The organism is Candidatus Propionivibrio aalborgensis, assembly GCF_900089945.1.
GTDB lineage: Bacteria > Pseudomonadota > Gammaproteobacteria > Burkholderiales > Rhodocyclaceae > Propionivibrio > Propionivibrio aalborgensis.
In genome coordinates this window covers 1-12824 of the sequence record NZ_FLQY01000079.1, presented here as the reverse complement: position 1 = coordinate 12824, position 12824 = coordinate 1, and the positions used below count along the sequence as shown (strand labels likewise).

Sequence of the window (12824 nt, the reverse complement as noted above, 5' to 3'; positions counted from 1 at the left end):
CAATCCGGACACGGTTCGGCAAGGATTGACAAGCATTCAGGAGAGGCCATATGGCGTTACACGTTTTCGTGGCCATGCCTTACGGTCGCAGTCAGAACATCGATTTTGATGCGGTCTACGCCGAGTATCTCAAACCGGCGCTGGAAACTGCAGGCTTCGAGGTGTTTCGCGCCGACGAAGAGGAGCGCGCTGGCGACATCCGCACGGACATGTTCCAGGAGTTGCTGCTGGCCGATCTGGTGGTTGTTGATCTGACGCTGGACAACCCCAATGTCTGGTACGAGCTCGGCGTACGCCATGCGCTGCGGGCACACGGCGTACTGCTGGTGCAAAGCGAGCGCGCGTATCAGCCTTTCGACATCTACACCGACCGCAAGCTGCACTATCACCTCAAGCAGGGACGACCCGACCCGGATCATCTGGAGGCTGATCGCAAGTCGCTGACCAACATGGCACTGACCACCATGCAGTCCCGGAATGAACGACCGATCAGCCCGGTCTTCCGGTTGCTGGACGGGCTCAGCGAGCCGGCCTGGCGCAAACTGCTAGTGACCGGCAACAATGAATTTCGCCAAGTCTACGAGTCCTGGCACCGGGGCATCGAGATCGCGCGCAAAGGCAACCGTCCAGGTGACATCATGGTGCTGGCTGAAGAAACGCCGACCTGGGCTCTGCGCCTTGAAGCACGGCGAATAGCCGGCACGGCGTTGATGAAGCTCAATCAATATCAGCTGGCACTGGATCAGTTCGATGCGGCTATCGAGCTCGACCCCGCCGACGAGCATAACCAGCGCGCGAAATCCATTCTTCTCGGCCGCCTCGAACGCCATGACGAAGCCCGCGAAGTAGTCAACGCCCTCATCCGCCAACACGGCAATAGCCCGGAAAACTGGCGACTGCTTGGCCGCCTCGAAACGGAAGACTGGGTACAACGCTGGCGCTTGCCCGACAGCAGCCCGGAAAGCAGGCGCGAGGAGGCAGGCCGCGAGCTGCCGCAGCTCATTCAAGCCATCGAGCCCTGCATGAACGCCTTCATCAGTGATCCAGCGCATTTCATTTCGGGTATCAACGCCTGCACTCTTCGCCATTTGCAGATCCACCTCGGATACGTGCTGGCCAATCCGGCCAGCCTGCCCAACCTTGAAGGCGGCGTAATCTGGTCCTGCCTGGCCGCCCTGGAACGCCAGCCGGACGACTATGCGACTCGCGCTGCCTGGGCCGAACTGACAATCCTGTTCAATCCACCCGGCGCGGCGGAGAAAGCCTGGCGCGAGGCGGTAGCTGTCGCCAACAAGGACTGGCATGCACTGGAAACGAGCCGGCAGCAACTGCTCATTCTGCGCGACCTGGAATTCCGCACACAAAACGTGGAAACCGCACTGGCGGTGCTGGATGAGGAAATCGCCAGCCTCGAAGCACCGTGGCAGGCGCGCCGGGTTTTCCTTTTCAGCGGGCATATGATCGATACCCTTGATCGAGCCGAACCCCGCTTTCCCGCATTGCAGGAAAACACAGCGGCGGCGGCCATCGCCGCCAAACTCGATGAACTCGGAATGGGTGAAGGAGGCGAGCAGGACCTCGCCATCTGCGGCGGCGCGTGTGGGGGCGACACCCTGTTTGCCGAAGCCGCACTTCGCCGCGGTTGCCGGGTTCACCTGCACCTGCAGTTCAATGAAGCGGACTTTTTGCAGGCTTCCGTTGCGTTCGCTGGCGAATCCTGGATCGATCGCTATTATGCAGTCAAGGAACATGCCCTTACCCGGATACGCCTGCAACTGGACGAGTTGGGCCCTCCCCCCAAAGACAGCAACCCCTATGTGCGCAATAACCTTTGGCAGCTTTACACGGCGCTGGCACACGGCGTCGACAAGGTGCGCTTCGTCGGCCTGTGGAATGGCGAGGGCGGTTCCGGGCCCGGCGGCACGCAGAACATGGTTGAAACAGTCAGGCGGTATGCCGGACGGGTCAGCATCATCGATACCCGGCAGTTGTTCGGACTTTGACGATTCAGACAGGGAGATACGCCATGAATCCAGGCGCGGAACTTCAGTATGAACTTGGTCGCGCAGTCGGTACGCTGCGGCGGCGAAGCGCCAGTACCAGCGATACGACTGAAAAGAAGGCCCTGAGCAGGATAATTCAGCGCCTCGACAAGCAGCTTGCGGCGCTGGACCGGGCCGACCTGCTCACCGTTGCCAAGGCACTGGCGGATGGCATCGACGCACTGGACGACGCCGTAGCGGCAGTCAAGCGCGGGCCGTTCGACGGCTACCTGAGCGCGCTTGAAGGTCATTTTGACGACCTCTCCAGCCTGTCCGCCGCCCTGCACGGCCTGGATGCGCTGGTGCCCACGCCAGCTGCGGATGAGCTCGCAGCCGATTCTGCCGAACCGAAGCCCGTAAGTACCCTGCCCAAAGCAAAAAGCCGCGGCAAGAAAGCACGTGGAATGATTCCGGAAGAGGCACTGGAAAAGGCGCAGGGAATGGCGCTTGCTGTAGCACTGCCCGCCAGCCTCAAGCCTCCCGCCAACGCCACCGATTTTGCCACCCTGAAGGACGAATACGCGGCGTGGTACGCCGCCTGCAAGGTTCGGCCGGAACGCAAGGGCGAACTGGCCTATTATCTCAAGCGTTTGACCCAAGGCCAGCCCACCTACCAGCAGGTAGGAGCCGAACTCAACATTCCCTGGGTATTCATCGGCATCACCCATGGAATGGAGTGCGGCTTCAACTTCAAGGGACACCTGCATAACGGTGACCCCTTGACCGCGCGTACGGTGCAGGTGCCCAAAGGCCGGCCGGCGACCGGCAATCCGCCCTTCACCTGGAGCCAGAGCGCCCGCGACGCGCTGATCTACAAAGGCTACCATCAGGTCACCGACTGGTCGGTGCCGCACATGCTGCACCTGTTCGAGCGCTACAACGGCATGGGTTATCGGCGCCGGGGCGTACCCACTCCCTACCTCTGGAGCTTTTCCAATCTGTTCGAGAAAGGCAAGTTCGTCGCCGACGGCCACTTCGACCTGGAAGCCGTCAGCAAACAATGCGGCGCGGCACTGATGCTGAAAGCCGTGCTGGGTTGAATCCAAACGTTTCTCTCACCAACAATGGAGATCACATCATGAGCAAGAAGGCACTATGTATCGGTATCAACGACTATCCCGGCACCCAGAATGACCTCTCGGGGTGCGTCAACGACGCCAACGACTGGGCCGCCGAACTGGGCAGCCACGGTTACACCGTCACAAAGATGCTGGATGGACAGGCGACGCATGCCGCCATGACAGCGGCGATCGGCAGTCTGATCAAAAGCGCCGTCAACGGAGACACGCTGGTGATTACCTATTCCGGCCACGGTACCTGGGTGCCCGACAGTTCGGGCGACGAGCCGGATGGCCGCGACGAGGGGCTCTGCCCCTGGGACATCGGCAGCGTCGGTCCGCTGCTGGATGATCAGATCCACCAGATGTTTGATGCCCGGGCGGCCGGGGTGCGCATCCTGCTCCTCTCCGACAGTTGCCATTCGGGCTCGGTCACTCGCGGCAGGGAGGACGACCTCGACCCCGGACAGCCCCGCGCCCGCTTCATGCCGCTGGAAGCCTGGATGCCGGCCAATGAGCTACCGCAAGCCAGCACCCGCCCGCCCCATCTGGTCGGCGGCCTGAAACGCAGCGGTGGCGACCTGCTCCTCTCCGGATGCCTCGACACACAGTATTCGTGGGACACCAGCTTCAAAGGGCGACCCAATGGCGCCTTCACCTATTACGCCCTGAAAACCCTGCACGAGAACAAGCCGGCCAACTACGAAGCGTGGTTCAAAGCCATTCGCACCTACCTGCCGTCGACCAAGCTGCCGCAGGACCCGCAGATTCTCGGTTCCGCCACGGCGCGACGATTCAAGGTGTTTGCCTGATTTCGTCCGGAAGAGCCGGCCAGAAGTAAGTAGAACAGCACTTTGATCTTCGTATATATCGACTTGCAGGCCAGTTAGAATCCGGAATCGCAGTACTTAACGGTCAGCTCAATGCCAGTTCGACATGCCGTCCGGCCCGTGTAGCCAGTGTCACCAGCATATCGAGACTAAACTTATCGCGTTTGCCGCGCACCAGATCGGAAATACGTGACTGGCCGACACCCAGTTGCCCGGCTGCTTCGGCCTGCGTCCAGCCCTTGTCCAAAATGGTCTCGCGAATGCGTGCCATCAGTTCGGCACGCATCGCCAGAATCGTCGCCTCCTCTGGCGAAAAACCAAGGTCAGCAAAAACATTGCCGCTGCTCTCAACCACGGGTTCCTTATTCATGACTCAGTCTCCAATCTGTCGATAACGTCGAGCCGCCAATTCGATGTCTTCCTTGCGGGTCTTCTGCGTCTTTTTCTGAAAAGCATGCAGCACATACACCGCGTTGTCGAACTTGGCGACATAGATCACGCGCCACTCACCCAGCACATGCAGGCGAATCTCATAGGCACCGGCACCCACGTTGAGCATGGGCTTGAAATCCGACGGCATCAAACCGCGCTACACGGCGTCCAGTTCAAAGCCTGCTTCACGCCGCGCTTCCAACGGAAAGTCGCGCAGATCGTCGATACTGGAGCCGATGAAACGCAGAGTTTTCATAAAACTGATTATATCGATACTTTAATAAATTATCAAAGTAGTTTGATTTTCTTACGTTGCTAACGGGGCGAGCATTGAGCATCTCTCGTTGCAGGCTATCCGGCATAGCTTAGCTGCGTGCGTGACAACACAGAAACAGCGAATGAGATGAGCCGCCAAAAGACAAAACGCCCCGGTCACTCAGTTGCCACTGAGCCGACCGGGGCGTTTTTGCTTCAGCTTACAGCGACGATCAAACCGTTACAGTCTCCGCCACTTCCCTGAACTCGTCGATCTTGTCGAAGTTCATGTAGCGATAGACGTCGGCGGCCTTGGCGTTCACCGCCTTGACGCCGTTCATGTACTCGGCGACGGTCGGAATCTTGCCCATCAGCGCGCAGATCGCAGCGAGTTCGGCGGAGCCGAGGTAGACAAAGGTGTCGATACCGAGACGGTTGGGGAAGTTGCGCGTCGAGGTCGAGATCGCCGTGCTGCCCTTCTTGATCTGTGCCTGGTTGCCCATGCACAGCGAACAGCCAGGCATTTCCATGCGCGCCCCGCTCTTGCCGAGAATGGCGTAATAGCCCTCTTCGTTGAGGATCATGGCGTCCATCTTGGTCGGTGGAGCAATCCACAGGCGCGTCGGGATGTCGCTCTTGCCTTCGAGCACCTTGCCCGCGGCGCGGAAGTGACCGATGTTGGTCATGCACGAACCGATGAAGACTTCGTCGATCTTGGTGCCGGCGACTTCGGAGAGCAGCTTCACATCGTCCGGGTCGTTCGGGCAGGCGACGATCGGCTCCTTGACGTCGGCCAGATCGATTTCGATCACGGCGGCATACTGGGCATCGGCGTCGGCCTTGAGCAGTTGCGGATCGGCGATCCAAGCTTCCATGGCCTTGACGCGGCGACCCAGGGTGCGCTTGTCTTCGTAGCCATTGGCGATCATCCACTTCATCAGCGTGATGTTCGAGTTCATGTATTCGATGATCGGCGCCTTGTCGAGATGCACGGTACAGCCGGCGGCGGAACGTTCGGCGGAGGCATCGGAGAGTTCGAACGCCTGCTCGACCTTAAGGTCCGGCAAGCCTTCGATTTCGAGGATACGGCCGGAGAAGATGTTCTTCTTGCCCTGTTTGGCGACGGTCAGCAAGCCCTGCTTGATGGCGTAGTAGGGAATGGCGTTGACCAGGTCGCGCAGCGTGACACCATCCTGCATCTTGCCTTTGAAACGGATCAGAACCGATTCCGGCATGTCCAGCGGCATGACGCCGGTGGCGGCGGCAAAGGCGACCAGACCGGAGCCGGCCGGGAACGAGATGCCGATCGGGAAACGCGTGTGCGAATCGCCGCCGGTGCCGACGGTATCGGGCAGCAGCAGACGGTTCAGCCAGGAGTGGATGATGCCGTCACCCGGACGCAGCGCGACGCCGCCGCGGGTGCTGATGAAGCTTGGCAGCGTGCGATGCGTCTGCACGTCGACCAGTTTCGGATACGCCGCCGTGTGGCAGAAGGACTGCATCACCATGTCGGCGGAGAAACCCAGACAGGCGAGATCCTTGAGCTCGTCGCGCGTCATCGGGCCGGTGGTGTCTTGCGATCCCACCGTCGCCATGCGCGGCTCGCAATAAGTGCCGGGCAGAACGCCCTTCCCCTCCGGCAAACCGCAGGCGCGGCCAACCATCTTCTGTGCCAGCGAGTAGCCCTTGCCGGGATCGGCCGGGTTCTCCGGCAAACGGAACAGCGTGGAAACGGGAAGCCCCAGCGCCTCGCGTGCCTTGGTCGTGAGGCCTCGTCCAATGATCAGCGGAATGCGCCCACCGGCGCGCACTTCGTCGAGAATAACCGGCGTCTTGAGCTGCGCTTCGGCGATGACTTTGCCATTCTTGAGTGCGGTTACCTTGGTGGTCTTCGTATTGATCGCCAGCTCGATCTCGTCGCCCATGTGCATGTCGTCAACATTCAACTCGATGGGCAGTGCACCGGCGTCTTCCATGGTGTTGAAGAAGATCGGCGCGATCTTGGAACCGAGACAGACGCCGCCGAAACGCTTGTTCGGCACAAAGGGGATGTCCTCACCCGTCCACCAGAGGACCGAGTTGGTCGCTGACTTGCGCGAGGAGCCGGTGCCGACCACGTCGCCGACATAGGCGATCAGGTTGCCCTTGGCGGCGAGTGTCTCAAGCTGCTTCATCGGGCCACGGGTGCCCGGTTCATCCGCTTCGATACCCGGACGCGGGTTCTTGAGCATGGCCAGTGCGTGCAGTGGAATATCGGGTCGCGACCAGGCATCGGGCGCTGGCGATAGATCATCGGTATTGGTCTCGCCAGTGACCTTGAAGACGGTCAGTTTCTGCGATGCCGGCACTTCGGGACGCGAGGTAAACCACTCGGCGTCGGCCCAGGATTGCATTACAGCCTTGGCGTTGGCATTACCCTTGTCGGCGAGCTCCTTCACGTCGTGAAAGAAATCGAATACCAGCAGGGTCTTCTTGAGTCCTTCGGCCGCAACGGCGCCGACTTCGGCGTCGCCCAGCACATCGATCATCGGCTTGACGTTGTAGCCGCCGAGCATGGTACCGAGCAGTTCGACCGCCTTGGCCTTCGAAATCAGCGTACAACTTTCTTCGCCCTTGGCGACCTTGGCGAGATATTCGGCCTTGACCTTGGCAGCATCATCGACACCGGCGGGAACGCGGTGGGCAATCAGCTCGACCAGTGCCTTTTCTTCACCCTTCGGAGGGTTCTTCAATAATTCAACAAGCTCGGTGGTCTGCTTGGCGGTCAGCGGGAGGGGCGGGATACCAAGAGCAGCGCGCTCGGCGACGTGGGCACGATAGGATTCCAGCATGGGATTGTCCTTTCACAAAGGTTGGTCTAAGGGCAGAAATATGAAAATCGAAAGGCAAGGATTAGACGATCATTGTACTTCAAGGCAGAAACGGCAACAGCGCTCTGGTTGCTGTCGTCTCCGAAATTGCGAACTATTTGGGGGAATGGCAGACCACCAAATGGCGACTCTTATATATGATATAAGATAAGCGTTCTGCTGTGAAGTCAATCTTTTGGGTTTTGCATTGATCAGTCCTTGCCGACCCGCCGGCGGTGCCAGTGCCGCCAGGCCAGCACCAGCAAGGCGACGGCCACAAGAGGCAGGACGAAGAGGCCCATCACCATACTGTAACCATCGAGTGCTGCATGGCTGCTGGCATGCAAGTACAGATACAGCGTGTAAGCCACATAGAGGGCCAGGAACAAGAATCCTTCACCGCGAGAAATGCAGGCACCGTTGAAAAATACGGGCAGACAGGCCACGGCGACCGCCACCATGATCGGCAGATCGAATGAGATCATCGCCGGCGCCACGACGAGATCGGAGGGCGCCACGCTGGCGGAGAAGCCCACCACCGACAACAGATTGAAGATGTTGCTCCCCACTGCGTTGCCAACGGCGATATCACGCTCACCACGCAAGGCCGCCATGACCGAAGTCGCCCCTTCCGGCAGCGAAGTACCGACGGCGACGATGGTCAGGCCGATGATCAGCTCGCTGACCCCCAGGTAATGGGCGAAGGCTACCGCTGCATCGACCAGCCAGTGAGCGCCCAGCACCAGCAGAGCCAATCCGGCAAGCAGCATGAGAACCTGTACGCCCCAGTGCGCATCCCACCCCGTAGGTGCTGATTCGAAGGCTTCCTTGTACTCGGCCTTGATGGCGGCCGTCTCGCGTCGGCTCTGGTGTATGACGAGGATCGTGTAGGCCACGACCAGAGATGCCAACAGCAGGCCATCCAGGCGACTGATGCCGCCGTCGGCGGCCATCGCCCAGAGCAGCAGTGAAGCGCCGATCATCACCGGCACCTCCTGGCGGATGATCTGCTGATGTACGACCAGAGGCACGATCAAGGCGGAGGAGCCAAGGACGACCAATATGTTGAACATATTGCTGCCCACCACATTGCCGAGCGCAATATCGACCTGGCCGGACCAGGCCGATTGTACCGACACCGCGAGTTCAGGTGCGCTGGTGCCGAATGCAACCACCGTAAGGCCGACCACTAGCGGCGAGATGCCGATCGATAGCGCAAGTTTGGACGCGCCACGTACCAGCAGCTCCGCCCCCAAAACGAGGGCAATCAACCCGAGCACAAACCAAAACATTTCAACGCTTCCATAAAGATCGATCACACCCTGCGAGCTGCCCGGACATTTCGCTAACCCGGACTCCTAAGCGCCTCCGGGAATACTTTCTGTCATCAGATCAACGGTCTCGCCACCATAACGGACCTGCTGACCCGCGCGCAGCTTGGCGCGCTTGCGCACCTCGATGCTCCCATCGACGAGAACCTGCCCTGCCCCGATTTCCGCGTGCGCATGTCCGCCAGAAGGGCACAGACCGGTTGCCTTGAGCAACTGGTCAAGCTGAATGTAGTCACCACGGACCAGAAAAGCGATGGGCATGAGTATCCTTGACGAGCGGGAATGGCGCAGAGTTGGCGCCGCAGTCCCAATTCTCGCAGATTTGGTGCCCACGGTTTCGGATGAGTCGCGATGCCCCCCGGAATATGTAGGCCCGAAGACGATTTTGACACCAGCCAACCGTTTGGCGGTGGTTGCGCACCGACTGCTGTTGCTTCATCATGGCCCCGACTGAAAACCATCACGCAGACTGTAGCGGCCTGCCGACAGTCCTGTGATGCGAGGAGGTAGTTCGGTATGGACGGTATTTTCATCAGCTATCGGCGCGACGATTCGGCAGGATACGCCGGTCGTTTGTACGACCGCCTGGTTGCCCATTTTGGCCCCAACCAGGTTTTCATGGATGTCGAAGAGATTGAGCCCGGTCTCGATTTCGTGGTGGCCATCGAAGAGGCCGTGAGCTCATGCCGTGTATTGATCGCCGTTATCGGCGACGAGTGGACCACCGGTACCGACGCCGCTGGCCGACGCCGGCTGGACGATCCCAACGACTTCATCCGGCTGGAAACCAGCTCCGCACTGCAACGCGGAATACGCGTGGTTCCGGTGCTGGTCGGTGGCGCTGTCATGCCGCTAAGCACGGAACTGCCTGAAGATCTGAGATCGCTCACCCGACGCCAAGCCATTGAAATCAATCACAAACAATGGGAAGCCTCCACGGGCGAGCTGATCCGCACTCTGGAAAACATCCTCAAGACGCCGCGTGCCGATCCGGCAGCGGCATCGCGGCCACCGAATGACGGAGACGCTGTGACTGTTGATGCAGCACCGCGCGGCAAGGCAAGCAATGGATATGCGAACCAGGGCAAATCCAGGCCATGGATTCTGCCCGCTGCCATTGCCGCTGCCGCGGTCGTCGCCATCGGCGTGTGGATGGCTACGGGCGACAAGAAATCAGGTGCCAAGACTGAAAAGCAACCCTTCAGCAGCGCTGCCAAATCGCCGGTCCCAACTGCATCCGGAACACAGGCCACGAGCCCGTCCACAGCGCCACCCACAACGCCCACAGTCGTTGAGACCAAACCCGTGACGGCGCCAAAAGTCGATCCAACCCCCACCGCTCGACCCGCGCCGACCCCGACACCCGTCACGCCAGCGGCGGTGCCCCCACCTGTCGTTCGCCCGGCAAGTGCGCCCAAACCAGTCATCGCGACCCGCCCGGACAAGGAATCTGCAAAGGCCGCCGCCCCGGCGGACCTTGCTCCTTCACCACTGCCGGTAAAGGGAGAGCGTTGGACCTACCGCTCTTCGGGCAAGTGGGCCACCAGCCCGAAAAGACGCTTTGAAATCGTCGCACAGTCGGTCGCTGACGGCGTCGTTACCGACGAACTGCAGGCCAGCGAGCCGACCAGTCGCACCGAGGTGCGTCGAGTTCGCGGCAATGGGCCTGACTTCATCGCATGGAATATCATCGGACCGGAATTTAGCCCTTATCTGGGTGCCTATCTCGATCTCGCGAATCAGAAATCGTTCAGCGACCTGCCCGCGCCCGATCTTGAGCCGCAATGGAGAAACTGGTACTCACAGGCCAAGGTGCTGGGCAGGGAGTCCGTGCAAGTGCCAGCCGGTACTTTCGACGCCTTCAAGGTGGAGGTCTGGAGCAGTCGCCATCAAACTGGCTCGCGTGCCGAGGCATCAATCGAGCCGTTGCGCGTGAACTACCTCATTTGGTACGCACCACAGGCAAAACGCTATGTGCGGATGGAACGCCGCGTTACGACTGCGGACAACAGCGAAAGCGAAAAGGACGTGTTTGAGCTGGTTTCTCACCGGTTACCGTAGCACCGTCTGCGGACAACCGGTTATCCCGCGTAGCGCTCGCGCGGCTTGTGCAGGGGTCGGCCCGGTGCAGGATCGTCCATACCGAAGTCGCTCAGCAGCTTCTTGACTTCGCCCTCGCCCAATTCCAGTACCTGAGCGCGCTTGAGGTTCGGCGGCAGGATGAAGGGGCCGTAGCGCACGCGCATCAGTCGACTGACGACGACGCCAACCGCTTCAAACATGCGCCGAACTTCGCGATTCCGGCCTTCGAAAAGCGAAACGCGATACCAGTGATTGGCGCCTTCGCCACCCGCTTCCTGGAGGGTATCAAACTGGGCCGGGCCGTCGCCCAGTTCGATGCCGTCGAGCAATCGCTGGCGCGCCTCGTCGGACAACGCACCGAGGATGCGCACGGCGTACTCGCGGACGAGGTTGTAGCGCGGGTGCATCAGGCGATTGGCCAGATCGCCCGAGGTAGTAAATAGCAGCAGGCCGCTGGTATTGAAATCGAGACGACCGACGGCAACCCATCGCCCGCCGGACATCCTGGGCAGTGCGGTAAAGACGTTCGGCCGGTGTTCGGGATCATCGCGTGAAACGATCTCGCCTTCCGGTTTGTGATAGATGATCACGCGTGGCAGGCGGTTCGAGAACTTCAGATGAACCAGCTTGCCGTTGACCTTGATCCGGTCGCCCGGACTGGCCGACTGGCCGATTCGCGCGATTTCACCATTGATATTGATGCGTCCGGCGGAAATCAGCTCCTCCATCTCGCGCCGCGACCCGATTCCGCTTTGCGCGAGCAGTTTGTGCAGACGCTCGGGTTTTCCGGGCTGTTCCTTGTGGCGTCCACGCTTCGACGGGTCCGACGGCGCAACAAAAGGCTTGCGGCGAGGCTTTGGAGCGGATGCGCTTTCTTCCGTTTCCCGGGGGGTATTTCCGGGATCACGGCCGGGCGCGCCGCGCAAACGAGGCGCGGCATCGGCAGGGGCTCGAAATGGGGTCTTACGGGTTTTGTTGGGCATCGGCCAGTTCCAGCGCTTGATTCATCATCTCGAGCGGGGGCAACTCGGTCACACTGCGCAAGCCGAGGTCGTCGAGGAATTTCTTTGTCGTCGCCAATAGCGCCGGTCGCCCTGGCGTATCGCGATGGCCAACGACATCGACCCAGCCGCGCTCTTCGAGCACCTTGATAATCTGGGTAGCCACCGTGACGCCGCGAATATCCTCAATATCGCCGCGCGTAACCGGCTGTCGATAGGCAATGATGGCGAGAGTTTCCAGCACGGCACGTGAGTATTTTGGCGGCTTTTCGGGGTTGAGCCGTTCCAGATAGGGCAAGAATTCGGCACGCGTGCGAAAGCGCCACCCGCTGGCCAATTGAATGAGTTCGAGCGGCCGTTCGGCCCACTCCAGGCGTAGCTCGTCGAGCAGCACGCGCAAGGTGTCCGTGCCGACTTCCGGGACGAAGACCTTTCTCAGATCGGCCATAGACAAGGGCTGTTGTGCCGCGAGCAACACGGCTTCCAGGACACGTTTCAACTCGCCGGGATTGTTCTGCGGCGCCGGTTCGGTAATCGAGTCCGAACCTATTGCATTATTCAACTCGTCCATCGGCCAACCTCACATAAATCGGCGCAAAGGCCTCGGCCTGCGTCATTTCAAGCAGATGTTCGCGTGCCAGCTCAAGCATCGCCAGAAAGTGCACCACTAGTACCTGAACGCCGGACAAGGGGTCGAACATGGCGATGAATTCGACAAATCCTCCGCTGTCACGCAACTGGCGGAGAATCAGCCCCATATGTTCGCGAACCGAGAGCTCCTCGCGCTGGATCAGATGGTGTGTGTGCAGTTTGGCCTGGCGCAGGATCGTGGTCCAGGCATTTTTCAAGTCATCGGCATTGACCTCGGGCAGGCGTTGCGCAATGGTTTTTTCAACCCAGACCTGTACCCAGTCGAAATCGCGCTCGGCCTGCGGCATTTCGTC

At 60.2% G+C, this 12824-nt stretch carries 12 protein-coding genes; 4 read left to right on the top strand and 8 right to left on the bottom strand.

Annotated features, from left to right (window positions below; genetic code table 11):
* Window positions 1-50 precede the first annotated feature (50 nt).
* Genes PROAA_RS05175 through PROAA_RS05165 form a run of 3 tightly spaced genes read left to right on the top strand, consistent with a single transcriptional unit; the run spans window position 51 to window position 3912 of the window.
* Window positions 51-2003, top strand: coding sequence for a bacterial transcriptional activator domain-containing protein (locus PROAA_RS05175; protein WP_186410321.1), 1953 nt, complete (start codon window positions 51-53; stop codon window positions 2001-2003).
* 23 nt (window positions 2004-2026) lie between these two features.
* Entirely contained in the window at window positions 2027-3082 is a 1056-nt protein-coding gene (locus PROAA_RS05170) for a hypothetical protein (protein ID WP_186410320.1), read from the top strand.
* Window positions 3083-3120: 38 nt separating this feature from the next.
* A complete protein-coding gene (locus PROAA_RS05165) occupies window positions 3121-3912 on the top strand; it encodes a caspase family protein (RefSeq protein ID WP_186410319.1) in 792 nt (263 codons plus the stop codon).
* A gap of 103 nt (window positions 3913-4015) precedes the next feature.
* On the opposite strand, the gene PROAA_RS05160 is transcribed toward PROAA_RS05165, so the two are convergent.
* The 5 genes from PROAA_RS05160 to PROAA_RS05140 form a co-directional block, all read right to left on the bottom strand.
* Entirely contained in the window at window positions 4016-4300 is a 285-nt protein-coding gene (locus PROAA_RS05160; RefSeq protein ID WP_186410318.1) for a helix-turn-helix domain-containing protein, read from the bottom strand.
* Between the two features lie 3 nt (window positions 4301-4303).
* Window positions 4304-4510, bottom strand: a complete 207-nt coding sequence (locus PROAA_RS19040; protein WP_281182240.1) for a type II toxin-antitoxin system RelE/ParE family toxin — start codon at window positions 4508-4510, stop codon at window positions 4304-4306.
* A 340-nt stretch (window positions 4511-4850) separates the two neighbouring features.
* On the bottom strand, window positions 4851-7448 hold the full coding sequence (locus PROAA_RS05150) for a bifunctional aconitate hydratase 2/2-methylisocitrate dehydratase (protein ID WP_186410317.1): 2598 nt from the start codon (window positions 7446-7448) through the stop codon (window positions 4851-4853).
* Window positions 7449-7678: 230 nt separating this feature from the next.
* Complete coding sequence (locus tag PROAA_RS05145; RefSeq protein ID WP_186410316.1) at window positions 7679-8758, bottom strand: calcium/sodium antiporter; 1080 nt, start codon at window positions 8756-8758, stop codon at window positions 7679-7681.
* 66 nt (window positions 8759-8824) lie between these two features.
* A complete protein-coding gene (locus PROAA_RS05140) occupies window positions 8825-9058 on the bottom strand; it encodes an RNA-binding S4 domain-containing protein (protein WP_186410315.1) in 234 nt (77 codons plus the stop codon).
* A gap of 255 nt (window positions 9059-9313) precedes the next feature.
* Here PROAA_RS05140 and PROAA_RS05135 point away from each other — a divergent pair, with 255 nt between their 5' ends.
* Complete coding sequence (locus PROAA_RS05135) at window positions 9314-10858, top strand: toll/interleukin-1 receptor domain-containing protein (protein ID WP_186410314.1); 1545 nt, start codon at window positions 9314-9316, stop codon at window positions 10856-10858.
* A gap of 20 nt (window positions 10859-10878) precedes the next feature.
* On the opposite strand, the gene PROAA_RS05130 is transcribed toward PROAA_RS05135, so the two are convergent.
* The 3 genes from PROAA_RS05130 to PROAA_RS05120 form a co-directional block, all read right to left on the bottom strand.
* Window positions 10879-11862: a pseudouridine synthase gene (locus tag PROAA_RS05130; RefSeq protein WP_186410313.1), complete on the bottom strand. Its 984-nt coding sequence runs from the start codon at window positions 11860-11862 to the stop codon at window positions 10879-10881.
* Window positions 11843-12451 (bottom strand): SMC-Scp complex subunit ScpB, encoded by a 609-nt coding sequence (gene scpB / locus PROAA_RS05125; protein WP_186410312.1) that lies wholly within the window; start codon window positions 12449-12451, stop codon window positions 11843-11845. Before scpB ends, PROAA_RS05130 begins: the two co-directional genes overlap by 20 nt.
* Window positions 12435-12824: segregation and condensation protein A (locus PROAA_RS05120; protein ID WP_186410311.1), on the bottom strand; the 390-nt coding region annotated here is incomplete at its 5' end. The genes PROAA_RS05120 and scpB, both read right to left, overlap by 17 nt.